This is a genomic window from Rhodoferax ferrireducens, assembly GCF_003347515.1.
GTDB lineage: Bacteria > Pseudomonadota > Gammaproteobacteria > Burkholderiales > Burkholderiaceae_C > Rhodoferax.
In genome coordinates this window covers 46,729-70,675 of the sequence record NZ_QEII01000313.1, presented here as the reverse complement: position 1 = coordinate 70,675, position 23,947 = coordinate 46,729, and the positions used below count along the sequence as shown (strand labels likewise).

Below are 23,947 nucleotides of genomic sequence, written 5' to 3'. Positions count from 1 at the left end.
CCGATGAAGCGCTCTCACAACTCCGTCGGCTTCTGGCTGCTTGCGCTGTTCTTCGCCCTGTTTGTGCTGTTCATGTACGGGCCGATGCTGGTCATCGTGGTGCTCAGTTTCCAGGGGCCCGAAGGCGGCCTGACCTTTCCGTTGCGCGGCCTCTCGCTGCACTGGTTTTACAAGCTGGCCGAAGGCCTGGGCGTGGTGGACATCGGCGCCGCACTGCGCCGCTCGCTGGCACTGGGCCTGACCGTGATGGCCTTCACCGTGGTGCTGTCGGTGCTGGCCGGCCTGGCGTTTCGCAAAAAGCTCGCCGGCGGCAACACGCTGTTTTTCGTCGTCGTGGCCAGCCTGATCATGCCGTCCATCATCGTGTCGCTGGGCATTGGCCTGGAATTCCGCCTGCTCGACACCGGCGTCAAGCAGGCACTGGCGGCCTTCGGCCTGCAAGCTACGCTGGACGACTATGGCACCGCGCTGGGCCTGTTCACCTCGGCGCTTGGCGCCCATCTGACCTGGACGCTGCCCTTTGGCCTCTTGATCATGTTTGCCATCTTCAACCGCTTCAACCCGGCCTTTGAGGAAGCCGCGCGCGACCTCGGCGCCACGCCCTGGCAGGGCTTTCGTTATGTGGTGCTGCCGCTGATCGCACCCTCGGTGGTGGGCATTGGCATGTTCGGCTTCACCCTGAGCTGGGACGAAATCGCGCGCACCTCGCAAGCCATCGGCGACGTCAACACCCTGCCGCTCGAATTGCAGGGCCTGACCACCACGGTCACCACGCCCTCGATTTATGCGCTGGGCACGGTCACCATGGTGGTATCGTTTCTGGTGATGGGACTGGCCGTGGGCCTGGCCAAAATGCTGGGACGACGGTCAAGAAAAGAACGGGACGCATGAACGACTCAGTGCCACTGACAGAAAACGAGATCTACGAGCGCATGGTGGCCACGCTGCTGGATCATCGCCTGCCGCCCGGCACCAAGCTGGGTGAAGACAAGCTGGCCGCCGCCTTTGGCGTGTCGCGCACCCGCATCCGCCCGGTGCTGGTGCGCCTGGCCAACGAGCAGATCGTCACCCTCACGCCGAACCGGGGCGCCACCGTGGCGCAGCCGACCGAACAGGAGGCGCGCGAGGTGTTTGAAGTGCGCCGCATGATCGAACCCACGCTGATCGAATGTTTCATCGCCAGCGCAGGCGCCGAGGACGTGGCGGTGCTGACCGAGTGCATTGCCGAGGAAGAGGCCGCGCGGCGCAGCGGCGACATGCGCCGCGCCATCCGACTCTCGGGCGACTTCCACCTGCACATTGCCAGCGCGGCCGGGCACCAGACGCTGGGGCGCATCCTGCGGGAACTGGTGTCCCGAACCTCGCTCATCCTCATGACCTACAGCAGCAACCACAGCCAGGCCCGCAGCGAGTCCACCGCCTGCGGCTGCCAGGAGCACCGGGCGCTGCTGGATGCCATCCGCTTGCGTGACCCGCGCGAGGCCGGTCGCCTGATGCGCGCGCACCTGGTCCAGCTCGAATCGCAGCTCCAGTTCACGCCACCCGCGGCGGAGGCGCCGGACCTGGTGTCTTTGTTCGGCTTCGTGGACCCTGCCGCGCCAGCGGTCGGCCCCGCGAAGTAGCCCCGCATGCGCCAGCTGCTGGTCATCAACCCCAACACCTCTGCCAGCGTCAGCACGCTGCTGCAAACCCATGCGCAAGGGGCAGCCGGGCCGCAGGTGCAGGTGCGCACCATCACGGCACGCTTCGGCGCGCCCTACATTGCCTGCGAAGCCAGCTACCTGGTCGCCGGCCATGCCACGCTGGACGCCTGGGCCAGAGCCCTGGCGCAGGAAGGCTATTGCCCCGATGCGGTCTTGATTGGCTGCTTCGGCGACCCCGGCCTGCTGGCCTTGCGCGAGAGCAGCCTGGCGCCGGTCACCGGCTTGGCCGAGGCTGCTTTCAGGGAAGCAGCTGAGCACGGCCGTTTCGCGATCGTCACCGGCGGCGCACGCTGGCAAGCCATGCTGCAGCGGCTCGCCGATTCGTTGGGCTACGGTGATGCGCTCGGGGGCATTCACACCGTGGCACCGACCGGCGCGCAACTGTCGGCCGACCCGCTGGGCGCGCAAGCCTTGTTGACGCAGGCCTGCCAGAACGCGGTGCGCGATTTCGGCGTCCAGGCCGTGATCCTGGGCGGCGCCGGCTTGGCCGGCTTGGCGGCAGCGATCCAGCCACATGTGGACGTGCCGGTTATCGACAGCGTGCTGGCGGGCACGCGGCAAGCGCTGCGCGCCGGGGCCAGCGCGCCTCCAAGCGCCACCGGCCACTTTGATGTGGGCTGGCACGGGGTGTCGGCCGAACTGACCGCGCTTGGCCTGCCGTCCGGCGGCGTCAATTAGCTACAAATACAATAGCTGTATACGCATATATAACGGGGGCTACAGCCCTATTTCATCTTATTGCCGAAGCTCAGGCGACGGCCATCTCGCCACCCAGCGCTTCCAGCAAATCCGGCAGCAGTTTGCGCAACTCGCCGGTGGCAATGGCGGTGTCGGCGTCAAAGCCGTCGTCCTTGCCGGCCGAGGTCTTCTCGAACACCACTTCCAAGAACGCCAGTTTCTTGATCTGCAGGCCTTCGGTCAGCACAAAGGACACGCGACTGTCCCAGGTCAGCGCCAAGCGGGTCGGCAGCTTGCCGGCTTCCACATACTCGCGCACCTCGTCGGTGTCCAGCGGGTGGCGCGTGTAGCGCACCACGGCCTTGGACTCGTCGGCGGCTTTCAGCTCGCATTCGCGGTCCACCGTGAAGCCGGCCGGCGGCTCCTGCGTGATCAGCCACTCGGACATGGCGGCCGTCGGCGACACCTTGGTGTCGATCAGGGCCACGGCCAGGCCGGCGAGCGACTTCACCAACATGGTCACCACTTCATCGGCGCGGGCCTGGCTGCCGGCGTCGATCACCAGCAGGCGCGCCTCGGCGTCGATCCAGACCGCCACCGACGATTCCTTGCTGAAGGCCAGCGGCAGCAGCTCCAGCTTGATGTCGTCCTTGATCTCGCGGCTTTCCTTCTTGCCGGGTTTGCGCCCGGTGGTGGCCTCGATGTGCGCGATGCGCTCGGCCGCCTTGCGCGTGATGACCGAGCCCGGCAAGGCCCGGGTTTCGATCATCAGCTTGAGAATGATTTGACCCCCCACGGATTCGACCAGCGGGCCGTTGGCCTCGCCACGCGGTTCGACCCAGCCTATGGCTTTTTCCTGGCTGGCGCCACAGGGCACAAAGCGCGCGCTGTCGAGGCTCTCCTCGATCTGCGCCACGGTGGCGGACCAGTCCGGTCCGATTCGATACATGATCACGTTCTTGAACACTTGCTTGCAGCCTTTTTGACGATGGATTCAGTTTTTGAACCGCCAATCATCCCATCAAAATCCCGCGTCAATTTGTAACGTGTCACGCAACTTTACAAAGCCTCATGCGCGCCTCATGCGGCAGATACACAGGAAGCACAAACTGAGTTCCAACCTGATGCCCGATTCTGAGCGTCAGACCTCACTCAAAGGAAGCTCACATGAAATCAGTTTTGAAACCCCTTCTGCTCGCCGGCCTGCTGGCCACCGCCGGTATCGCCGCCTTTTCACAGGCCGCGCCGGCCGGCCCCATGATGGGCGCCAGCGCACCCATGAAGCATCAGGGTATGCGCCACCATGACCGCATGGGCCGAATGGACCCGGCCAAGATGCAGGCCTGGATGGACCAGCGCAACGCCGGACTCAAGGCCCAGCTCAAGATCACGCCAGCCCAGGAAAGCGCGTGGACCGCCTACACGGCGGCCATGAAGCCCCCGGCCGACCTGATGGCCAGCCGTCCGGATCGCGCGGCACTGGCGAAACTGCCCACGCCCGAGCGCATCGACACCATGAAAGCCTTGCGCAACCGGCACATGGCCGAGATGAGCGCCGCCATGGACAAACGCGGTGAGGCGACTAAAACCCTCTATGCCGCGCTGACACCGGAGCAGCAAAAGGCCTTTGATGCCAATGCCACGCGCCGCCATGGTTCTGATGGCCGAATGGGTGGCCCGCGGCACGGCAGAAATGCGGCGCCAACCCCGCCAGCAAGCAAGTAACGAGTCATCGTTAGCCACCATGACCCGCCGTAAGCGGGTGCTCAGGGCCGGGTTTCGCGATTGTGCGAAGTCCGGCCTTGTTGCATTCAGGCCAGCATTTGTTTCAGTTCACCGCTGGCAATCAGTTTGATCAGGTCATTGGCCCCACCCACCAACACGCCCTTCACAAAGACCATCGGCATCGTCGGCCAGCCGGTCCATAGCTTCAAGGCATTGCGTTGGCGCCAGGTATTGAAATAGTTGCCATATTCCAGGTACTGGTAGGCCACACCGGCGTCGTCCAGCGCCTTGCACGCCTTTTTCGGGAACGGGTTCATGCTCATGCCCACCACCACCACGGCATGCTGTGCCACCGCGGCCTGCACCTCGCGCACGATGGGCTGTTCGTGCAGGGCAATCTTCTCCCGAATGGCCGGGTGAATGTTGGATTCGTCAAGTATCGAGCGGGGCATGGCAATATCCTGGGAGCAGCAAAGGACGAATTATGCTTGCCGGCTGCGGCAAGACCGTGACACAGTCCTTCTGCTGGCGCTTGACCTGAATCAAGCCTCTGCTCTGACGCACGCTATAAACTGGAATCCTCTCATGCAAGCATCCCCGCCGCCGATTTCCACCCACGTCCCTGCCAGCCAACGGCCTGGCGTGCGCACCATCGCCCTGATCCAGCCCATGCACTGGCTGGTGCTGGCTTGGCGCGATATGGCGCGCTGCGGCTGGATCAGCTTTGCCCACGGCCTGGTGCTGACCCTCGTCGGTGCCGCCATCCTGGCCGTCGCGCACGACCGCTTCTGGCTGCTGGCCGGCGCCCTGTCAGGCTTTCTGGTGGTGGCGCCGGTGCTGGCCACCAGCTTGTACGCCCTGAGTCGCGCGCTGGAGCGCGGCGAAAAAGCCGACGTCGGCGTGGTGCTGAAAACCTGGTTGAACTGGCAACACAACCACTTCAACAAATGGGGCAATGACTACTGGTGCCTGGTGCAATTCGGTGCGTTGCTGGCGCTGGCCGCCACCGGCTGGGTGCTGACCTCGGCGGCGCTCATCACTTTGCTGGCACCGGTGCCCATCCATACGCCGATCGACTTCATCCGGCATGTGGTGCTGGCGCAGGATGGCTACCTGTTTGAACTCTGGCTGGCGCTTGGCGGCGTGCTGGCGGCGCCCATTTTTGCCTCTACCGCCGTGGCCATGCCCCTGCTGCTGGACCGCCGTGTCACCCTGTTGCAGGCGGTGCTCACCAGCTGGCAGGCGGTGCTGGCCAACCCCCTGCCCATGGCGTTCTGGGCCGCCCTCATCATGGGCTTTACCTTGCTCGGCCTGGGTTCCGCCTTGCTGGGCCTGATTGCAGTGGTTCCCATGCTGGGCCACGCCAGCTGGCACGCTTACCGTGATCTGATCGATGCCTCAGCGCTGCCAGAACAGGAGTCGCACTGATGTTCGGCTACTCAGAAGAACAAGTCGCCGCCTTTGGCCTGACCTTTGGCGTGGGCGGCTTCATGCTCTACATGCTGTTCATCATCGGCCAGCTGGCCTGGGAGTCCAAGGCTGGCAAGTTTGGCACTTTCATCATCTTTCTGGGCCTGGGCTTCGGCATGGTCGGCTTCGTGGCGAAGTACATGATCCAGTGGATCATGGGCATTAAATAAGCGGCAGAAAAATACCGCGCGTGCCATCGCCATCCCGTTTCACAGGGTATTCCTCGAAGCCCAGTTCTTTGGCCAGCTTGAGCATGCGTTCGTTGTAATCCAGCACGGTGGCCACCAGCCGCTGCGTGCCCTGGCTGCGCAAATAGGCAATCAGTTTTTGCATCAGCAAGAGGCCCAGGCCGCTGCCCTTGAGCTCCGAGCGTACGATCACGCCAAACTCGGCCTCGATGTTGTCCGGGTCGGTCATGGCGCGCACCACGCCCAGGGTCTGCAGCTGGCCATCGGGTCCGGGTGCCATGGCGACAAAAGCCATCTCGCGCGCGTAATCAATCTGCACCAGCCGCGCCAGTTCGCTGCGCTCGATGGTGCGTTTGCTGTAGAACACCCGCATGCGCACGTCTTCCGGGTCCAGTTGCTGCAGGAAGGCCATGTGCAGCGCCTCGTCTTCGGGCCGAATTGGCCGCAAAAGCAACTCGCGCCCGCGCCACGGCACGGTTTCCTCCAGCTGGGCCGGATAAGGCCGGATGGCAAAGTTGGCCGCGCCCGCCGGCGCCGCCGCACTCAGGCGAATGCGTGCATCGAGGGCGATGGCGCCTTCAAAGTTGACGATCAGCGGGTTGATGTCGAGCTCGGCAATCTCGGGGATTTCGGCCAGCAGTTGCGAAACCGCCACCAGCACCTGGTGCAGCGCCGCCTCGTCCACGGCCGGCGTGTCGCGCCAGCCGGCCAGCAGGCGCGCCACCCGGGTGCGCGCCACCAGTGCCTTGGCCAGCGGCACGTTCAGGGGCGGCAAGGCCACTGCCCGGTCCGCCATCACCTCAACCGCCGTGCCGCCCTGGCCAAACAGGATGACCGGGCCGAACACACTGTCAACCGTGCTGCCCACAATCAGCTCCTGCGCATGCTGGCAGCGCACCATGGCCTGCACCGTAAAACCCTGCAGACGCGCCTGCGGGTGCTGGCGCTGCACGCGCGCCAGCATGGTCCGCGCCGCCTCGGTCACTTCGGTCGCATCCTGCAGATTGAGGGCCACGCCGCCCACGTCCGATTTGTGGGAGATATCGTCCGACAAAATCTTCAGCACCACCGGGAAACCCAGGGCCAGCGCGGCCTGGGTCGCCGCCTCCGGCGTGGCGTCGACGCGCTGGGTCGGCACCACCGGAATGTGGCAGGCATCCAGCACGGCCTTGGCTTCCGGCTCGGTCAGCATCTCGCGGCCACTGGCCAGCGCCGCCTGCACCAGCGCCCGGATCGCCGCCGTGTCGGGACGCAAGTCCGGCAGCGAGGCCGGTGGCGCTTCCGTCAGCTCGGCCTGGTTGCGCCGATAGCGCTGCAGCATCGAAAACGCGCGCACCGCCTGCTCCGGCGTGTCGTAATTGGCAATGCCGGCGTCCTGAAACAGCTGGCGCGCCTCCCGCACCGCCTGGTCGCCCAACCAGCAGCTCAGCAAGCGTGGCGGTGTCTGCGCTTCATGCCGGGCCAGCGGCACCAAGGCGCGCGCAATATCGGCGCTGGGCACGATGGCGGTGGGGGCGTGAATGAAGAGAATAGCGCCAGTGGCGGGATCACCGGTCAGCACCTGGAGCGCCTGCTCGTAACGCGTCACCGGCGCGTCCCCAATGATGTCCACCGGATTGCCATGCGACCAGTTGGGTGGCAGCACGGCATCGAGTTTTTGCTGGGTCGTTTCGCTCAGTTCCGCCAACTTCACACCGGCAAACGCCGCCGCATCGGCCGCCATCACGCCGGCCCCACCGCCATTGGTGAGTATGGTGAGCGCGTCGCTGCTGTTGGTGCGAAAACGCGACAGGGTTTCGGCCGCCAGGAACAACTCCTGCAGGGTGTTGACCCGCAACATGCCGGCGCGGTCGATGGCGGCGTCAAACACCATGTCGGAACCGGCCAGGGCGCCGGTGTGCGAGGCTGCCGCCAGCTGGCCCTGGGGCGAGCGCCCGGCTTTCACCACGATCACCGGCTTGTTGCGCGCCGCGGCCCGCGCCGCCGACATGAACTTGCGCGGCGACTCAATCGACTCGGCGTACAACAGAATGGCGCGGGTTTTCGGATCGCTGGCCAGGTAATCCAGCATGTCGCCGAAATCGACGTCGGCGTGCTCGCCCAGCGAGACAAAATGCGAAAAACCGATGCCCCGCCCTTGCGCCCAGTCCAGCATGGCGGTCACCAGGGCGCCGGATTGCGACACGAAGGCCAGTTCGCCGGGCCGCGCGTCAATGTGGGAAAAGCTGGCGTTCAGGCCTTTGTGCGGCGCCAGCAGGCCAATGCAGTTGGGCCCGAGGATGCGCAACAGGTGGCGCCGGGCTGCGTTCAGCATGGCCTGTTTCTGCTTGCCGTCCATGCCGGCGGTCATCACCACGGCGGCACGCGTGCCCAGTCGCCCCAGTTCTTCAATCAGGCCGGGCACCGTGGCCGGCGGCGTGCAGATCACCGCCAGCGCGGGCACGGCCGGCAGATCAGCGGCGCGGGCCACGACCGGGTGCCGCCCAAGCGCGCGGTGTTTGGGGTTGACGGCATACAACTCGCCCCGGTAACTGCCGGTGCTCAGGTTGTGCCAGACGGTGGCGCCGACGCTGCCCGCGCGCAGCGAAGCGCCAAAAACGGCGATCGAGGCCGGGTCAAACAAAGAATCGAGATTACGAATACTCATGGCCCACCCTCTCCAGTTTTCAAGTTATCAGCCCACTGGGCGAACCCCCATCAGCAAGCCGTGCAGCCACAGCGCAAAGGCAATCCAGGCGCCCACGCCCACCGCCACCGTGATGCCCGTGGCGCCCGCGGTGCCGTGCGCATACGAGGTGCCGGCCGCTGCATCGCGCTGGCGTGCAGCGAGAAAATCAGCCATCGCCCAGACCAGAAATGAACCGAACAACACGACGTGGCCAATGTTGCCATTGGACAGCAAGTGCGCGACAGCCCACAGCATGACGCCCAGCACCATCGGGTGGTGAACCCGCGCCTTGATGCCGTTACCGGGCACATAGGCCGCCGCCAGCAACACAAAGGCAACCAAGGTCAGCAACGAGGCCACATGGCGCATCCCGATAGGGGGACCCCACAGCTGCACCGGCTGCTGGCGTGCCTGGCCGAAGCCCCACACAATCAGGCCGAAACCGACCAGGGAGGCCACCGAGTACAGCCCCTTCCAGGACCCCTCGCCGATGCGGGCACGGGTTCGAGTACGCCAGTCCTCATTCACGATGCGCACTGAATGCACACCCAAAAAAATGATCAAACCCAAAACCAGATATGTCATGTGGATGTCCTTGAAATCACGCGCCCAGCACGCGGTTTTTACCGGCGCGCTTGGCCAGATACATGGCCTGGTCTGCCCGTTTGATGGCGTCCAGACCAGATTCATCGGTCGCCAGCTGCGCCACACCGGCGCTGAAGGTGATCAAGACCTTCTCAGTGCCTGCCAGGAAGAAATGCTTGGTCAATTCACGCTGCAGGCGCGTCATGGCTTCAATGCCATTGTCCAACGATGTGTCCGGCAGCAAAATCACAAATTCCTCACCGCCGTAGCGCGCCAGCGTGTCTTGCGGGCGCATGGCCTCACGCGCCACTGTCGCCAAGTGCGTCAGCGCCGCGTCTCCGGCGACGTGTCCCAAAGTGTCATTGAGTTTCTTGAAATTGTCGATATCCAGCATGGCCATGCACAGCGGGGTGTCCTTGCGTCGCACGTTGGACAACTCGCGCTCCAGCGCCTCGTCCAGCCCCTTGCGGTTCAGCGCCCCGGTCAAGGAGTCATGCCGCGCCAAAGCACTGACACGGTCCAGTTCCTGGTGCAGCTTCACCAGCTCGGCCTCGGTCGCCTGCGCTTTCTCGCGCATGCCGCGCAGCTCATCGCGTGCCATCAGGCTGTCGTGGGCCATGCTGCGCGTCGCCCCGACCACGTCTTTCAGGACCGGCGTGATGTCGGCCATGGTTTTGGCCTGCTCGATCAGGCGCGCATTCTCTTCCATCTTGCCTTGGTAGGTGCCAGTGGACTCGGTCATTTGCGACAGTCGCTCAATGAAGGTGGCCAGCATCTGGCGCATGTCTTCCTGGGCTTCCAGCGCCCGGCCCTTGGCTTCGGTCTGCTTGAAGATCACGTCTTTCAGCCGACGTTCCACGTCATCGAGCCGGCGCAGCGAGAGCGGCGGTGCCGACGCCGTCATCAGCGCATCAATCTGGCCGGTGAGCCAGCGGTCATCCAGACTGAGTTCGCCAATGTTTTCAATGATCAGGTGCAGCAGCCGCAGCAGCGTGACCTTGATCTCAGCCTGGTCTTCCGCCGCGAAGGAAAGCCGGTTGCCAAAGTTGCTCAGCATCAGCTTGACCGCCAGCACGTCGGCCCCAGGCTGGCGCATGGCTTGGAGCAAAGCCTGGCTTTGTTCGCTGAACCGGGCATCGTCTGTTCCCAGCGCGGGCAATGCGTATTCGATCAGCCGTGCAATCTGCTCCAGAAAGTCGGCCGTCAGGGCCGGTGCCGTGACGGCTGTTGAAGCCGTGTCCGGCAGTGGCGCCAGCAATGCCAGGGCGCTGGCAGCAACGGGGGCCGCAGCCGGCGGACTGAAGCCACCATAGGCCATCAGGGCATTTTTGACGCCGTCCCAGTTCAGTTGCGTGATGGCGGAATCCAGCAGACCGCGCTGCTTTTGCTGTCCGGGTGTTTTGGTGGGCAAGGCCTGCGCAATGACACGCAAGCGCTCAACCGGGAACGGGGGTTCCGTGGGAACCCCCGCCACTTCGCTGTAGATCACCTGGTAATTGGCCGGGGTGGGCGCCAACTTGCGCGCGGTCAGCTGCTTGAGCGTTTCGCGCGCAATTTCAAAAGGCTTCTTGTCATTCATTATTTTTACTTTGCTATATATTTAATAGCTATATGCGAATATTCAACGGGGGCTTGAGCCAGATTAGTCATAAAAATGGCAAAGTCCCGGTTTCCAATGCATTCGCCTGCATGACCCCTGACAGCCTTCTCAAGGAATTTTCCCGCCCTCATCAAGGGGGCAATTCAGGATAACACCAAGCGTTTAGAGCGCCGGGCATGAAAACGCAAATGACTGAAAGGACAAAGCTGTGCATAGTTCTGGCATAAGCCAGCAGTTATCCACAGGGTGGAAGCAAAAACGAAAATTATCCAGTTTCCGGGTACACGCCGAAAGCGGGGACACCCACAAGGGTTAACAGCGCGTAAGTCCCTGATATCAAAGAAGAATATGAGCTTACCCACAGACAGGGGCGGCCCTTATCTACTACTACTATGTATTAATAGAAGAAATAGATAAGAAGACAAAGACAAGCCGCCCAAGAAATACACGCGTTGAGAACCCTGCGCGGTGGTGTCTGCTGCGTCCATTGCCGGACGCTGGCACGAACTCTTCTACAAAAAAACTTCATTTGGGTGACCGTTTCTGGCCCGATTTCCTATGGTAATTACTTAAAGTAAAAGTTATTAAAAATAAGTAATATGAAGCTCCAGTCATTCCCCAAAGGAGATCTTCATGCATCAAAACCGAAAACACCTTGCCATGAGACATACCGTGCTGGCCCTGCTTCCGGTTGCTCTAGGCTTGTCAGGATGTGGTGGTGGCGACAGCAGCTCCGCAGTTGATCTCCCTGCACTGGCCGCCGCTTTGCCTGCCACTTTTTCAGGCGATTGCACGACTTTGCCCACCGTGTTGGGCACGCTGCCCAACACCACCATCACGTCGGCAACGACGGTTGCGGCGGGGACCGTGGCCAACGTGACGACGGCGGAGCACTGCCGTGTTGTCGGGAAAATGAACGAGCGTGTCAGCGCTGTCGACGGCAATCCGTACTACATCGGATTTGAAATCCGTTTGCCAAAAACATGGAACGGTCGTTTCTTTTACCAGGCGAATGGCGGTACCGACGGGGCGATTGGCACGGCATCGGGTGGTGTGGGTGGCGGTGGCGCCCTCTCGACGGCTTTGAGCAAGGGGTTTGCGGTGTTGAGCTCCGATGCCGGGCACCAATCGCAAACCACGCCCTTCTTCGGCCTGGACCCCCAGGCGCGACTCGACTATGGCTACAACGCGGTCGGGCAACTCACGCCCATGGCCAAAAATTTGATTAAATCGGTCTACGGCAAAGCACCCGATCGCTCCTATCTCGGCGGTTGCTCGAACGGTGGACGTCACGCCCTGGTGGCGGCGTCCCGTTATGCCGACCAATACGACGGCATTCTTGCCGGCGCACCGGGCTACAACCTGCCCAAGGCGGCCGTCGCGCAACTGTGGGGCGTGCAGCAGTACGCGCCCTTGGCCACGGGCCGGATCACGTCCGTGGCCACCGCGGCTGGTGTCACCTCAACCGTTGATTTGCCGGACGTTTCCACCGCATTTACCCCCGCCGAACTGAGCATGGTTTCCAGCAAAATCCTCGGCAAGTGCGACGCGCTGGATGGTGTGGCGGATGCCTGGGTGGGCGATGTGGCAGCGTGCCAGGCCGCGTTCAGTGTGGCTAATGATGTACCGACCTGCTCCGGCGCCCGCGACGGCACGTGTTTGACGCCGGCACAAAAAACTGTTTTAAGCAATGTGCATTCAGGCGCAAAAAACAGCAGCGGCACGGCGCTGTACAGCAGCTTCCCTTTTGATGCCGGCATCGGCAGCACCAGCAGCTCGGGCTGGGCGGCCTGGAAGTTTGGCAACGCGACCAGTGTCGGCCGCGACCCTGGGGCAACCGCATTCATCTTCACCACGCCTCCGCAGGCCAATCCGACGACCTTCACTGGCCTGCCGTTCGCCTTGAACTTCAACGTGGACACCGATGCGCCGAAGATATTCGCGACCAGTGGCCTCTACACCGAGTCCGCGATGTCTTTCATGGCCCCGCCCAACCCGGCCAATCTTTCCAAACTGCGCGACCGGGGCGCCAAGATCATTGCCTACCATGGCACCAGCGATCCAATTTTTTCTTTCAATGACACCGTCAGCTGGTTCCAGAGTCTCATGGCGGCCAATAATGGCGACGCCAGCAGTTTTGCGCGCCTCTATCCCGTGGCCGGCATGAACCACTGCAGTGGCGGCATGGCCGTTGACCAGTTCGACCTTCTTGACCCACTGGTGAACTGGGTCGAAAAAGGGGCGGCCCCGGCCAGTGTCACGGCGGCTGCGCGCGGAACCGGAACCAGCGCCATAGCGGCCTTGGTCAACGCCGAAGTTCCCGCCACCTGGTCGCCGGGCCGCACCCGGCCGCTCTGTCCCTGGCCGACGGTGGCACGCTACAACGGCAGCGGCAGCACCGAAGTCGCCGCCAACTTCAGTTGCAAGAGTTAGTTAAAGCCTGACAGGTGGCGTGACACCGCTAGACGCGTCGGTGCAACGCCACTTTTTTCAACAACTCAAACAGCATGGCGCGCTCCGCCGGCGTCAAATGCTTCAGGAGTTCTTGCTCCATGGCGTCGGTCACAGCGTTCATGTCGTCCACCATGGTCAGCCCTTTGGGGGTCAAGTTGACATATTGAACACGTCGGTCGGTTTCGCTGCGGCTGCGTGCAATCAACTCCCGCTTTTCAAGGTTGTCCAGAATGATGGTCAGATTGGGCGCGGGGACGTTGATCGCAATGGACAGGCGCTTTGGCGTGACCGTCTCATTCGACGCCACCAGCATCAGAATGGTGAATTCGACCTTGTTCAACTGAAAGACCGTGCCGATGTATTTCTTGAAAGCCGTGTTGGTGGGAATACTGGCCTGGGCCAGGTGATAGCCCAGGAGTTTCATCATCTTGTGGTCAAGATGACCTGGAAGCGCCGGTTCAAGCACGCGTGTATTTTTCATGAGCGCAGAAGTTTAATGGGAAGGCAGATTGAATATTGCTATTAAATATATAGCAATATACCGAATCTTTGCGAGGGGGATCACTTCTGGGATTCGAAGTTTTCACATACTTGCCGAAGTAATGCGACCAGTTGTTGTTGTTCGGCGATAGTCAATCCGGCGACCGCCTGCGTGGCCAATTGCTGGGATTGCTGCTGCAGCACCTGCAACACGGACAGGCCCTTCTCGGTGAGCGACAACCTCACGTTGCGCCGATCGGTTTCGTCGGCCTCTCCGACCAGGAATTCCCGCTCCCGCAAACCCTTGATCAGTCGGGCGATTTGCGCCTTGTCGCGGCCATTGTGGCGCGCCAGATCGCTCTGCGTGGCGCCGGGATGGTGCTGGATGTAGCCCAGCACCTTGCTTTCCATGTGCGTGATGTCATGACCGCCATCGCGCAACACCTGGAATTGCCGCGAACGGTAATGGTGCATCACGGTGTGAATCAGCTCCAGCGGATTGTTTTCCGGCGAAGGCCTCATATGGTTGACATTGTCTACTGATTTTGGCATGATAGAAGACATTATCAACTATTTAAGAGAGCAGCCCATGATGTCAACCCTTCCCGCACGGCAAGTGCAACGCGTGCGCCATGAGATCAAGCGCCGCGACTTGCAGGTCGTGCGTGTGGACGCACTCAGTCCGCATTTTCGAAGCGTCACATTTGCCGGTGATTCCCTGAGCGACTTTGTTAGCGCGTCATTCGACGATCACGTCAAGCTGTTCCTGGATGGCGACGGTGCGGAGTCGGTGCGGCGCGATTACACGCCACGGCGTTTTGACACCACTGCCTGCGAATTGACGATTGAGTTCGCATTGCATGGCGATGGTCCGGCGGCGAACTGGGCCGCCCAGGCCGCGCCCGGCCAGCGCGCCACCATCGCCGGGCCGCGCGGCTCTTTCGTCATCCCCCTGGACTTTGACTGGCATTTGTTGATTGGCGACGAAACCGCCCTGCCCGCGATTGCGCGCAGGCTGGAGGAGCTGCCTGCCGGCGTCAGGGCGATCGTGCTGCTTCACGTGAGTGACGAGGCTGATCGCCGTGCCCTGGCCAGTGCCGCCGACCTCAGCGTGCATTGGATCGCCGAATCGGATGACTTGGTCAGCGCTGTCCGCGCGCTGGCGCTGCCCGGCGGGGATGGCTATGCATGGTGCGCCGGAGAGGCCAGCGCCATGGCGACGCTGCGCCGCGTGCTGGTCGAGGAGAAAGGTCTTGACCGTCACGCGATTCGGGCGGCGGCGTACTGGAAACGTGGCGCCGTGGCGCACCATGAGAATATCGAGGAATAGATTTTTCGCATAGGCACCGAAGTGCCTGCGGTCAGCCGACAGTTTGTAGGTTCTCAAAATTCTTGCAAAAACCGCTAACGGCAAATCAATGACTTTTGCAGTGATTGCGCAAAAGATGGTGCCAATAACCTCAAAATCATTGCAAAAATCCTAACCTACAAATTTCAGTGAGAAAAACAAAGCCAATTCTTGGAACGCCCAAGTTAAATGTCGATATTCCCGGCGCGCAACGCGTTGGTTTCGATGAATTCGCGGCGCGGCTCCACCTCGTCGCCCATCAGCATGGTGAACACGCGGTCGGCCTCGATTGCGTCGTCGATTTGCACCTTGAGCAGACGGCGCACGGTCGGGTCCATGGTGGTTTCCCACAGCTGTGAGGGGTTCATTTCACCCAGACCTTTGTAGCGCTGGCGCGAGGTGGCGTGTTCCGCCTGTGCAATCAGCCAGGCCATGGCTTCGCGGAAGTCCGTAACTTTTTCTTCTTTTTGGCGCTCGCCTTCGCCGCGCATCACTTTGGCGCCTTCGCTGAGCAAACCCTTGAAGGTATTCGCCGCCTCGGCCAGTGCGGCGTAGTCGGCGCCATGCACAAAATCTTGCGTGAGCACACTGCTCTTGACGTTGCCATGGTGGCGGCGGCTGATGCGCAAAATAGGCTTGTCGGTGCGCACGTCAAACTCACCGGCCACTTCGGCATCGGGCAGCCTGGCTTGCAGTGCGGCCGCCGAAATTTCCGCCTCGGCCACCGTATCCAGGTTCAGGGCGACACCGTCGGCGACCGAACGCAGGGCCTCGGCATCCATGAAGTTTTTCAGGCGCGCAATCACGTTTTGCGCCACCTGGTGCTTGCGCGCCAGCTCAGCCAGCGTGTCACCGCTGATGGTGCTGCCGTTTTCGCCACCGGTGTAAACGGACGCATTGACCAGTGCAATCCGCATCAGGAAACCGTCCAGTGCGGGTGCGTCTTTCAGGTACAGCTCTTCCTTGCCGGCCTTCACCTTGTACAGCGGCGGCTGCGCGATGTAGATGTGGCCACGCTCGACCAGTTCGGTCATCTGGCGGTAGAAGAAGGTCAGCAGCAGGGTGCGGATGTGGGCGCCGTCAACGTCGGCATCGGTCATGATGATGATGCGGTGGTAGCGCAGCTTGGCGACGTTGAAGTCGTCATTGCCGGTGGTGCCGCCGGCCTTGCCGATACCGGTGCCCAAGGCCGTGATGAGGGTCAGAATTTCGTTGCTGGTCAGCAGCTTTTCGTAGCGCGCTTTTTCCACATTCAAAATCTTGCCGCGCAGCGGCAAAATGGCCTGGAATTTACGGTCGCGGCCTTGCTTGGCGGAGCCGCCGGCGGAGTCGCCCTCGACGATGTAGATTTCGCACATCGCCGGGTCTTTTTCCTGGCAGTCGGCCAGTTTGCCGGGCAGGCCCATGCCGTCGAGCACGCCTTTGCGGCGCGTCATGTCGCGTGCCTTGCGGGCGGCTTCACGGGCGCGCGCCGCTTCGATGATCTTGCCGACGATGATCTTGGCATCGGCCGGGCGTTCTTGCAGGTAGTCGTACAGCAGTTTGCTGACAATGTCTTCCACCGGGCCGCGCACCTCGGAGCTGACCAGCTTGTCCTTGGTCTGGCTGCTGAATTTGGGCTCGGGCACTTTGACGCTGAGCACGCAACACAGTCCTTCGCGCATGTCGTCACCGGTGACTTCGACTTTGGCTTTTTTGGCGATTTCGCTGTCGTCAATGTATTTGTTGATGACGCGCGTCATGGCGGCGCGCAGGCCGGTCAGGTGGGTGCCGCCGTCGCGTTGCGGGATGTTGTTGGTGAAGCACAGCACCTGCTCGTTGTAGCCGCTGTTCCACTGCATCGCGACCTCGACACCGATGTTGGTGTTCTGGTCGCTCTGGCGGTCACCCATGGCGTGGAAGATGTTGGGGTTCAACACCGTCTTGCCTTTGTTGATGAAGTTCACAAAGCCCTTGACGCCGCCGGCGCCGGAGAAGTCGTCTTCCTTGCCGGTGCGCTCGTCTTTCAATCTGATCTTGACGCCGTTGTTCAAAAAGCTGAGTTCACGCAGACGCTTGCTCAAAATTTCGTAGTGAAAGTCTGTATTGGTCTGGAAGATTTCCAGATCGGGTAAAAAGTGCACTTCGGTGCCGCGTTTTTCGGTCTCGCCAATCACTTTCATGGGCGAAACTTCGACGCCATTTACCGTCTCGATGATGCGGTTTTGTACAAAGCCTTTGCTGAACTCCATCACATGCACTTTGCCATCGCGCCGGATGGTCAGGCGCAGCATTTTGGACAGCGCATTGACGCAGCTCACGCCGACGCCGTGCAGACCGCCGGAGACCTTGTAGCTGTTCTGGTTGAACTTGCCGCCTGCGTGCAGTTCGGTCAAGGCGATCTCGGCGGCGGAGCGCTTGGGCTCGTGCTTGTCGTCCATCTTGACGCCAGTCGGAATGCCGCGCCCGTTGTCCACCACTGACACAGAGTTGTCGGAGTGAATGGTGACCAGAATGTCATCGCAATGGCCTGCCAGCGATTCATCAATCGAGTTGTCCACCACCTCGAACACCAGGTGGTGCAGGCCGGTACCGTCCGAGGTGTCGCCGATGTACATGCCGGGACGCTTGCGCACCGCCTCCAGCCCTTCCAGAATCTGGATCGAGCCTTCGCCGTAGGCCTCGGAAGCGCCGGCCTGGTGCGCATCAATGGTGGGCTGGAAGTTGGAGCTGTCAGCGGTTCCTTCGCCCGTGTTCACGGCATCCGCGTCATTTTCGGGGGTCTGGACTGGCTTGTTTTCTTCGGTCATGGCTAACTTCTCTAACGATTTCTCAAACTCTTGAATGACCAAACCCGCAATGAACGTTTCGTTGATCGCGGGTTCGGGCTTTGTATTGCTACAAATTTTGCGGCGTCAAATACGCATCGGCATCACCACGTATTTGAAGGTGGCGTTGTCGGGGATGGTGAACAGCGCCGAGCTGTTGCCGTCAGACAGCTCCAGCTGCACCATGTCCTGGCTCATGTTGGTCAGCGCATCGATGAGATAAGTCACGTTGAAACCAATCTCGATGCTGTCACCGCCGTAATCAATGTCCAGCTCGTCCATCGCCTCTTCCTGCTCGGCGTTGTTGGATGCCACACGCAAGGTGCCGGGGTCGATGTTCAAGCGCACGCCCTTGAACTTGTCGCTGGTCAGGATGGCGGTGCGCTGCAGGGTGGCCAGCAGGGCCGCGCGGCCCAGCGTGATGCTGTTTTTGTGGTTCTTGGGAATCACGCGGTTGTAGTCGGGAAACTTGCCCTCGACCAGCTTGGTGACGAACTCCATGCCGCCAAAGGTGAACTTGGCCTGGTTGTTGGCAAACTGCATTTCAATCGCGCCTTCGGCGTCTGAGAGCAGGCGTTGCAACTCGATCACGGTTTTGCGCGGCAGGATGACCTCTTGCTTGGGCACTTCCACGTCCAGCGTGGCCGAGGCGAAGGCCAGGCGGTGACCGTCGGTGGCCACGAGACTCAGCTGCTTGCCTTCGGCGACGAACAGAATGCCGTTGAGGTAGTAACGAATGTCATGCACAGCCATGGCAAACGACACCTGGTTCAACAAGTCTTTCAGTGTCTTTTGCGGCACGCTGAACACCGGGCCGAAGTTGGCCGCTTCCTGCACCAGCGGGAAATCTTCGGCGGCCATGGTTTGCAGGGTGAACTTGCTTTTGCCACCCTTGAGGATGAGCTTGGCGGCGCTCGATTCCAGCGAGACAGTTTGATCCGAGGGCATGGTGCGCAGAATGTCGATCAGCTTGCGTGCGCCCACCGTGGTGGTGAAATCGCCCATATCGCCGTCCAGCTCCGCCGTGGTGCGGATCTGGATTTCGAGATCACTGGTGGTGAGTTGCACCGATGCGCCGGTTTTCCGAATCAGCACATTGGCCAGAATGGGCAAGGTATGCCGGCGCTCGACGATGCCGGCGACAGATTGCAAAACCGATAAAACTTTGTCTTGTGTGGCCTTCAGGACGATCATGTCAACCTTTTGTTTATTTAATAATTTCAAATCAATAACAGACAGGGGGGCGCATTTTTCAACACGCATTTTCCCCTTTTTTTATTCTCAATATCAGCCTTTGAGCGTCTGCTCCAACACGTGAAGTTGCTGATTGAGCTCGGTCATTTGCTGACGCTCGCCGCCGATCTTGCGGACAGCATGCAAGACGGTGGTGTGGTCGCGCCCACCAAACAATTCTCCAATTTCGGGAAGGCTTTTTTGTGTCAGTTCCTTGGCTAGGTACATGGCAATCTGGCGGGGCCGGGCAATGCTGGCCGGCCGCTTCTTGGAATACATGTCCGCGATCTTGATTTTGTAGTAGTCCGCCACCGTTTTCTGGATGTTTTCCACCGATATCTGGCGGTTCTGGATCGACAGCAGGTCGCGCAAGGCTTCCCGGGCCAGCAAAATCGAGATCTCTTTCTGGTTGAAACGGGAATAAGCCAGAATTTTGCGCAAGGCGCCTTCCAGTTCGCGCACGTTGGAGCGCACATTCTTGGCGACAAAGAAGGCCACTTCTTCGGGCATGTCGATGCCTTCAACCCGTGCCTTGTTGATCAGAATCGCCACCCGCATTTCCAGTTCGGGCGGCTCGATGGCCACGGTCAGGCCGGAGTCAAAGCGCGACACCAGGCGCTCGTGAATATCGGTCAAGCCCTTGGGGTAGGTGTCACTGGTCATCACGATGTGCGACTTCTTGGCCAGCAAAGCCTCGAAGGCGTTGAAGAATTCTTCCTGCGTGCGTTCCTTGTTGGCGAAGAACTGGACGTCATCGATCAGCAGCAGATCCAGCGAGTGGTAGCGCTCTTTGAACTCGTCAAAAGTCTTGCGCTGGTAAGCTTTAACCACATCCGAAACAAATTGTTCAGCATGGATGTAGAGAACTTTGGCGGAAGGCATGTCGGCCAGCAACCGGTTGCCCACCGCATGCATCAAGTGGGTTTTGCCCAGGCCGACGCCGCCGTAGATAAAAAGAGGGTTGTACAGGTGCCCCGGCATGCCGGCCACATGCATGGCCGCCGCGCGCGCCATGCGGTTGGCCGTACCCTCAATCAGGGTGTCAAAAGTCAGCGCCGTATTGAGGCGGTTCTTGAGGCTGTTCGGGGTTCGCTCGTCGCCCAACTCCGCTGCCTCTTCCATCGGAATCGGCTCAACAGCATGCTGAGGAGAGCGGCTTCTGGCAATGTTCTCCCGCGGAGCAAGTGCTAACTCTATCTGAACCGACTGGCCCGAAAACTTCTCCAACAGGCCGGAAATCCGGTTGCTGTATTGGGCCCTGATCCAGTCCAGTTTGAAGCGGTTGGCGACAAAAATGGTGACTTTGGCGAGGTCGTCCGTGATCTGCGCCGACAGGGGCTTGATCCAGGTGTTGAACTGCTGTTCAGGGAGTTCCTGCGCCAGTTGGTCGATGCACGCCTGCCACAGGCTTTGTCCAGCGCCCTCGCCTGTCGAACCAGGCTGGCTGGCGTATTGTCCCTCTGTCATTATTGGTATAGGTTTCTGTGGATAGTTTTAAATTACTGCGCCTTGGATTGTAATTTATCAAGAATTTATCCACAAGCTGGATAACCCCGCCAACAGCCCTGAAAGCCCGGCATTCGCTTGCGCGATAGCCGGGCCGCTGGTACTCAATACTTGTAAACGCCCTGACCCGTCTTGCGTCCCAGACGGCCGGCCGCCACCATTTCCTTGAGCAAGGGGCAGGGCCGGTATTTGCTGTCGCCATACTCGCTCAAGTACACGTCCATCACCGCCAGGCACACATCCAGACCGATCATGTCGGCCAATGCCAGTGGGCCAATCGGCTGGTTGCAGCCGAGTTTCATGCCGGCATCGATATCCTCTGGCGTGGCCAGGCCTTCGGCCAGGACAAAGAAAGCTTCGTTGATCATCGGGACCAGGATGCGGTTGACCACGAAGCCCGGCGCATTCTTCACCGTGATCGGCGTCTTGCCCAGGGCGGTGGCCATGGCGTGCACGGCGGCATGGGTCGCGTCGCTGGTCTGCAGGCCGCGGATGATTTCGACCAGTGCCATCATGGGCACCGGGTTGAAGAAGTGCATGCCGATAAAGCGGTCGGCGCGCGTGGTGACGGCCGCCAGCTTGGTGATCGAGATGGACGAGGTGTTGGTCGCCACGATGACGTCCGGTGCCACCACGGCGTCGATCTGCTTCAGGATTTTCACTTTCAGATCGTAATTTTCGGTCGCCGCTTCAATGACCAATTGGGCCGCCTTGAGGTCGTCGTAGCTCGTGCTGCCCTTGATCCGGGCCAGGGCTGTGTCCTTATCGGCAACAGTGATTTTTTCCTTTTTCAGCAACCGGTCCAGACTACCTGAGACGGTGGCAATACCTTTGGCCACGGCAGCGTCAGAAATGTCAATCATCACGACGTTGATGCCGGACACGGCGCAGGCCTGCGCAATGCCGTTACCCATGGTGCCTGCACCGATGATGCCGACGGTGGTGATATTCATGCTGAAGGACTCCAATCAATTAAAAAACCAATCTTAACGGTCGCGCCTTTGTTCGCATTTTCAGGTTTCAGCGTCAAGCGTCGTTTCGGCGCTGCGGATGAACATTGCGAGAAATGGTGGTTTCAAAAGTTGATCTGAATCAATATTATGGGTTTTGTGTTACCACTTGTGTCAGGTGATATGGGGTTTACCCGTGCATACTAGAACTTCTCCCATCCCACAGGATTCAAGGTCATTGCTATGGAAAAACCAACTTCACCCGTCTTGCCGCTTGAACGGCAACGCGACGTTGCCAAGTCCATCGACGAAGCTTTTCATGCGCAACTGGCCAAGGCCAACCTGGGCTTGTCTCCCATTTCGCTGACCTTGGCTTATGCGGACTGGGCCATGCATTTGGCCACTTCGCCCGGCCGGCAGCTGCTGCTGGCCCAGCAAGCGGCGGCGCTTTCACAACAGGCCTTGAGGAATTCCCTGCCCTGCGCGCCAGGCGTCGATGCCGATGACAAGCCGGTGCCCGACATGGACCCACGCTTCAGTGACCCCGGCTGGGCCAAGTGGCCCTTCAACGCCCTGAAGGAGAGTTTCAAGGCCAGCGAGACCTGGTGGCGTGAGTCCACCCACGTCGACGGTGTGTCCAGTCACCACCAGCACATGGTGAGCTTTTTCAATCGCCAGGCCCTGGACGCGCTGGCGCCGTCGAACTGGCCCACCACCAATCCCGAAGTGCTCAAAAAAGGCCGGGAGACCCTGGGCTTGAGTTGGCTCCGTGGCTACCAAAGCTATGCCAAGGACCTGATGGAATACCAGAAGGCCCGTCGCATCGTCGATGGCGATAGGCTCCACCCACTGGATTTCGAGGTCGGCAAGGACGTGGCGGTGACGCCGGGCAAGGTGGTGTTTCGCAACCACCTGATCGAGCTGATCCAGTACACCCCCACCACGGACAAGGTGTATCCCGAGCCACTGCTGATCGTGCCTTCATGCATCATGAAGTATTACATCCTGGATTTGTCGCCCGCCAACTCCATGGTGCGCTACCTGGTCGGACAGGGGCACACGGTGTTCATGATTTCATGGCGCAACCCCGATGCCTCCGACCGTGACCTGGGCATGCATGATTACCTGCAGATGGGCGTGATGGAGGCCATGGCGGCGGTGAAATTGCGCACCGGCGCATCCCGCATTCACGCTTTGGGTTACTGCTTGGGCGGCACCTTCCTGGCCATTGTCGCTGCGGCGCTGGGTCATGACGGGCCAGATTCACAAAGCCGGGTGCGCGGGCGCAACCCCCATCGCCGACAGGAAGATGGCATTGCGCTGGACACCTTGCCCGAACTTGCCACCGTCACCTTGCTGGCGGCGTCGACCGACTTCAGCGAACCCGGTGAACTGGGTGTTTTTATTGACGATGACCAGCTCAACACACTGCGCCAGGCCATGGCGCGCACCGGTTACCTGTCGGGCCGGCAGATGGCCGGTTCCTTCCAGTTCTTGAATTCGCGCGACCTGATCTGGTCGCGCAACACGCGCCGCTACCTGCTGGGCCAGGACGAGGTCGGCAACGACATGATGAGCTGGAATGCCGACCTCACGCGCCTGCCGGAGCGCATGCACTCGGAATACCTGTCCTCGCTGTTCCTGAACAATGCGCTGGCCTCGGGCCACTACCGCGTGGGCGGCGTGGGGGTGACGCTGATGGACATCAAAGCCCCCATGCTGGTGGTGGGCACCGTGCGTGATCACGTCTCGCCCTGGCAGTCGGTCTACAAGATCCACCAGCTTACCGATACCCAGATCACCTTCATTCTGGCCGCCGGGGGGCACAACGCGGGCATCGTTTCCGAGCCTGGGCATGCCCACCGCAGCTACCAAATGGACGTCACGGAAAAAGACCAGATTGGGCTCGAACCCGACGAATGGGTCGCCAAGGCGCCACTGTTTGAAGGTTCGTGGTGGGAAGCCATGCACGCCTGGCTGCAAGAGCGTTCCGGCAAGCCGGTGAAGCCGCCTGTCATCAAGCCCGCGGACGTGCTGTGCGACGCCCCGGGTGACTATGTAATGGTGCGTTATGCCGACTGATCCGCTGCCGGAAAGTGATCCGCAGATCCAGCGCCTGCACCACATGGAATCGTCTTTTGAAGCGCTCAACGCCCGTATTGCCCGTCTGGCCATTGGGTTGGGCGTCTCCCTCAAGAGTGACGACGAGGTGGTCCGCGTGATGAGCCGGCATCAGGTCGTGCGGGTGTCGCAGGAGCGCCGGGTCACGCTGGATCGCCGCGGGGCCTCCCGCACCGATTCGAGTTCGGAGCGCCGTGTCGCCCACCTGTGGGAAGAATTGCGCGGCCTGCTGGTGCTGCGTTATGGCGTCGAAACGCGCTACGTGGACGAGGTGGGTGTGAGTGCTACCCGACGGATACTGGTCGAGGCCGAGGCGCACTTGACGCGCGCAGGTTTCAAGCCCGGCGCCGATGGCATCAACCTGGACCGCCTGTTCAACGAGTCCTGACACACGCTTGTCAAGCGGCACGCCTCCAATGGGCAAGCTGGCC

General features: G+C 61.0%; 21 protein-coding genes. 10 read left to right on the top strand and 11 right to left on the bottom strand.

Annotated features, from left to right (window positions below; genetic code table 11):
- The first annotated feature begins 3 nt into the window (after positions 1–3).
- From C5P05_RS26015 to C5P05_RS26005, 3 genes are read left to right on the top strand one after another with little or no spacing between them, the layout of a single operon-like run.
- On the top strand, positions 4–891 hold the full coding sequence (locus tag C5P05_RS26015; protein ID WP_114972770.1) for an ABC transporter permease: 888 nt from the start codon (positions 4–6) through the stop codon (positions 889–891).
- A complete protein-coding gene (locus C5P05_RS26010; RefSeq protein ID WP_114972769.1) occupies positions 888–1,622 on the top strand; it encodes a GntR family transcriptional regulator in 735 nt (244 codons plus the stop codon). Before C5P05_RS26015 ends, C5P05_RS26010 begins: the two co-directional genes overlap by 4 nt.
- A 6-nt stretch (positions 1,623–1,628) precedes the next feature.
- Complete coding sequence (locus tag C5P05_RS26005; protein WP_114972768.1) at positions 1,629–2,381, top strand: aspartate/glutamate racemase family protein; 753 nt, start codon at positions 1,629–1,631, stop codon at positions 2,379–2,381.
- A 70-nt stretch (positions 2,382–2,451) separates the two neighbouring features.
- On the opposite strand, the gene C5P05_RS26000 is transcribed toward C5P05_RS26005, so the two are convergent.
- Positions 2,452–3,348 carry a recombination-associated protein RdgC gene (locus C5P05_RS26000; protein WP_114972767.1) on the bottom strand — a complete coding sequence of 299 codons (897 nt, stop codon included), beginning with the start codon at positions 3,346–3,348 and terminating at the stop codon, positions 2,452–2,454.
- A 200-nt stretch (positions 3,349–3,548) separates the two neighbouring features.
- Between C5P05_RS26000 and C5P05_RS25995 the strand changes: the two genes are divergently transcribed.
- Positions 3,549–4,106, top strand: a complete 558-nt coding sequence (locus tag C5P05_RS25995) for a Spy/CpxP family protein refolding chaperone (protein ID WP_114972766.1) — start codon at positions 3,549–3,551, stop codon at positions 4,104–4,106.
- 86 nt (positions 4,107–4,192) lie between these two features.
- On the opposite strand, the gene C5P05_RS25990 is transcribed toward C5P05_RS25995, so the two are convergent.
- The gene (locus C5P05_RS25990; RefSeq protein WP_114972765.1) at positions 4,193–4,558 is read right to left on the bottom strand and encodes a glutaredoxin domain-containing protein; all 366 of its coding nucleotides are present in this window, start codon (positions 4,556–4,558) and stop codon (positions 4,193–4,195) included.
- Positions 4,559–4,691: 133 nt separating this feature from the next.
- Here C5P05_RS25990 and C5P05_RS25985 point away from each other — a divergent pair, with 133 nt between their 5' ends.
- Together C5P05_RS25985 and C5P05_RS25980 are read left to right on the top strand one after the other, a co-directional pair.
- Positions 4,692–5,534 carry a DUF2189 domain-containing protein gene (locus C5P05_RS25985; protein WP_114972764.1) on the top strand — a complete coding sequence of 281 codons (843 nt, stop codon included), beginning with the start codon at positions 4,692–4,694 and terminating at the stop codon, positions 5,532–5,534.
- Positions 5,534–5,746: a DUF2788 domain-containing protein gene (locus C5P05_RS25980; protein WP_198674870.1), complete on the top strand. Its 213-nt coding sequence runs from the start codon at positions 5,534–5,536 to the stop codon at positions 5,744–5,746. Before C5P05_RS25985 ends, C5P05_RS25980 begins: the two co-directional genes overlap by 1 nt.
- On the opposite strand, the gene C5P05_RS25975 is transcribed toward C5P05_RS25980, so the two are convergent.
- Genes C5P05_RS25975 through C5P05_RS25965 form a run of 3 tightly spaced genes read right to left on the bottom strand, consistent with a single transcriptional unit; the run spans position 5,739 to position 10,596 of the window.
- Positions 5,739–8,411, bottom strand: coding sequence for a bifunctional acetate--CoA ligase family protein/GNAT family N-acetyltransferase (locus C5P05_RS25975; protein ID WP_114972762.1), 2,673 nt, complete (start codon positions 8,409–8,411; stop codon positions 5,739–5,741). The two genes, C5P05_RS25980 and C5P05_RS25975, sit on opposite strands and share 8 nt — an antisense overlap.
- Before the next feature lie 27 nt (positions 8,412–8,438).
- The gene (locus C5P05_RS25970; protein ID WP_114972761.1) at positions 8,439–9,017 is read right to left on the bottom strand and encodes an NnrU family protein; all 579 of its coding nucleotides are present in this window, start codon (positions 9,015–9,017) and stop codon (positions 8,439–8,441) included.
- A 16-nt stretch (positions 9,018–9,033) separates the two neighbouring features.
- Positions 9,034–10,596 carry a sensor domain-containing diguanylate cyclase gene (locus C5P05_RS25965; protein ID WP_114972760.1) on the bottom strand — a complete coding sequence of 521 codons (1,563 nt, stop codon included), beginning with the start codon at positions 10,594–10,596 and terminating at the stop codon, positions 9,034–9,036.
- A 681-nt stretch (positions 10,597–11,277) separates the two neighbouring features.
- Between C5P05_RS25965 and C5P05_RS25960 the strand changes: the two genes are divergently transcribed.
- Complete coding sequence (locus tag C5P05_RS25960; RefSeq protein ID WP_114972793.1) at positions 11,278–13,050, top strand: tannase/feruloyl esterase family alpha/beta hydrolase; 1,773 nt, start codon at positions 11,278–11,280, stop codon at positions 13,048–13,050.
- A gap of 28 nt (positions 13,051–13,078) precedes the next feature.
- Here C5P05_RS25960 and C5P05_RS25955 read toward each other — a convergent pair whose 3' ends face one another.
- Positions 13,079–13,498, bottom strand: a complete 420-nt coding sequence (locus C5P05_RS25955; RefSeq protein ID WP_232834668.1) for a MarR family winged helix-turn-helix transcriptional regulator — start codon at positions 13,496–13,498, stop codon at positions 13,079–13,081.
- Positions 13,499–13,632: 134 nt separating this feature from the next.
- Complete coding sequence (locus tag C5P05_RS25950) at positions 13,633–14,073, bottom strand: MarR family winged helix-turn-helix transcriptional regulator (protein ID WP_232834667.1); 441 nt, start codon at positions 14,071–14,073, stop codon at positions 13,633–13,635.
- A gap of 67 nt (positions 14,074–14,140) precedes the next feature.
- Between C5P05_RS25950 and C5P05_RS25945 the strand changes: the two genes are divergently transcribed.
- The gene (locus C5P05_RS25945) at positions 14,141–14,881 is read left to right on the top strand and encodes a siderophore-interacting protein (RefSeq protein WP_114972758.1); all 741 of its coding nucleotides are present in this window, start codon (positions 14,141–14,143) and stop codon (positions 14,879–14,881) included.
- Positions 14,882–15,084: 203 nt separating this feature from the next.
- Here the strand turns inward: C5P05_RS25945 and gyrB are convergent, their stop codons facing one another.
- The 4 genes from gyrB to C5P05_RS25925 form a co-directional block, all read right to left on the bottom strand.
- Entirely contained in the window at positions 15,085–17,688 is a 2,604-nt protein-coding gene (gyrB, locus tag C5P05_RS25940) for a DNA topoisomerase (ATP-hydrolyzing) subunit B (RefSeq protein ID WP_198674869.1), read from the bottom strand.
- A gap of 105 nt (positions 17,689–17,793) precedes the next feature.
- A complete protein-coding gene (dnaN, locus tag C5P05_RS25935; RefSeq protein WP_114972757.1) occupies positions 17,794–18,900 on the bottom strand; it encodes a DNA polymerase III subunit beta in 1,107 nt (368 codons plus the stop codon).
- 93 nt (positions 18,901–18,993) lie between these two features.
- Positions 18,994–20,406, bottom strand: a complete 1,413-nt coding sequence (gene dnaA, locus C5P05_RS25930) for a chromosomal replication initiator protein DnaA (RefSeq protein ID WP_114972756.1) — start codon at positions 20,404–20,406, stop codon at positions 18,994–18,996.
- Between the two features lie 143 nt (positions 20,407–20,549).
- Positions 20,550–21,398 carry a 3-hydroxybutyryl-CoA dehydrogenase gene (locus tag C5P05_RS25925; protein WP_114972755.1) on the bottom strand — a complete coding sequence of 283 codons (849 nt, stop codon included), beginning with the start codon at positions 21,396–21,398 and terminating at the stop codon, positions 20,550–20,552.
- Between the two features lie 240 nt (positions 21,399–21,638).
- On the opposite strand from C5P05_RS25925, the gene C5P05_RS25920 reads away from it, so the two are divergent.
- Both C5P05_RS25920 and C5P05_RS25915 read left to right on the top strand, forming a co-directional pair.
- Complete coding sequence (locus C5P05_RS25920; RefSeq protein WP_114972754.1) at positions 21,639–23,477, top strand: PHA/PHB synthase family protein; 1,839 nt, start codon at positions 21,639–21,641, stop codon at positions 23,475–23,477.
- Entirely contained in the window at positions 23,467–23,904 is a 438-nt protein-coding gene (locus C5P05_RS25915; RefSeq protein ID WP_114972753.1) for a hypothetical protein, read from the top strand. The genes C5P05_RS25920 and C5P05_RS25915 overlap by 11 nt, the downstream gene beginning before the upstream one ends.
- Positions 23,905–23,947: the final 43 nt, after the last annotated feature.

Coding starts and splice junctions, on each gene's coding strand:
- C5P05_RS26015 (WP_114972770.1), top strand. CDS start 4: ATGAAGCGCTCTCACAACTCCGTCGGCTTCTGGCTGCTTGCGCTGTTC.
- C5P05_RS26010 (WP_114972769.1), top strand. CDS start 888: ATGAACGACTCAGTGCCACTGACAGAAAACGAGATCTACGAGCGCATG.
- C5P05_RS26005 (WP_114972768.1), top strand. CDS start 1,629: ATGCGCCAGCTGCTGGTCATCAACCCCAACACCTCTGCCAGCGTCAGC.
- C5P05_RS25995 (WP_114972766.1), top strand. CDS start 3,549: ATGAAATCAGTTTTGAAACCCCTTCTGCTCGCCGGCCTGCTGGCCACC.
- C5P05_RS25990 (WP_114972765.1), bottom strand. CDS start 4,558: ATGCCCCGCTCGATACTTGACGAATCCAACATTCACCCGGCCATTCGG.
- C5P05_RS25985 (WP_114972764.1), top strand. CDS start 4,692: ATGCAAGCATCCCCGCCGCCGATTTCCACCCACGTCCCTGCCAGCCAA.
- C5P05_RS25980 (WP_198674870.1), top strand. CDS start 5,534: ATGTTCGGCTACTCAGAAGAACAAGTCGCCGCCTTTGGCCTGACCTTT.
- C5P05_RS25975 (WP_114972762.1), bottom strand. CDS start 8,411: ATGAGTATTCGTAATCTCGATTCTTTGTTTGACCCGGCCTCGATCGCC.
- C5P05_RS25970 (WP_114972761.1), bottom strand. CDS start 9,017: ATGACATATCTGGTTTTGGGTTTGATCATTTTTTTGGGTGTGCATTCA.
- C5P05_RS25965 (WP_114972760.1), bottom strand. CDS start 10,596: ATGAATGACAAGAAGCCTTTTGAAATTGCGCGCGAAACGCTCAAGCAG.
- C5P05_RS25960 (WP_114972793.1), top strand. CDS start 11,278: ATGAGACATACCGTGCTGGCCCTGCTTCCGGTTGCTCTAGGCTTGTCA.
- C5P05_RS25955 (WP_232834668.1), bottom strand. CDS start 13,498: ATGATGAAACTCCTGGGCTATCACCTGGCCCAGGCCAGTATTCCCACC.
- C5P05_RS25950 (WP_232834667.1), bottom strand. CDS start 14,073: ATGAGGCCTTCGCCGGAAAACAATCCGCTGGAGCTGATTCACACCGTG.
- C5P05_RS25945 (WP_114972758.1), top strand. CDS start 14,141: ATGATGTCAACCCTTCCCGCACGGCAAGTGCAACGCGTGCGCCATGAG.
- gyrB (WP_198674869.1), bottom strand. CDS start 17,688: ATGACCGAAGAAAACAAGCCAGTCCAGACCCCCGAAAATGACGCGGAT.
- dnaN (WP_114972757.1), bottom strand. CDS start 18,900: ATGATCGTCCTGAAGGCCACACAAGACAAAGTTTTATCGGTTTTGCAA.
- dnaA (WP_114972756.1), bottom strand. CDS start 20,406: ATGACAGAGGGACAATACGCCAGCCAGCCTGGTTCGACAGGCGAGGGC.
- C5P05_RS25925 (WP_114972755.1), bottom strand. CDS start 21,398: ATGAATATCACCACCGTCGGCATCATCGGTGCAGGCACCATGGGTAAC.
- C5P05_RS25920 (WP_114972754.1), top strand. CDS start 21,639: ATGGAAAAACCAACTTCACCCGTCTTGCCGCTTGAACGGCAACGCGAC.
- C5P05_RS25915 (WP_114972753.1), top strand. CDS start 23,467: ATGCCGACTGATCCGCTGCCGGAAAGTGATCCGCAGATCCAGCGCCTG.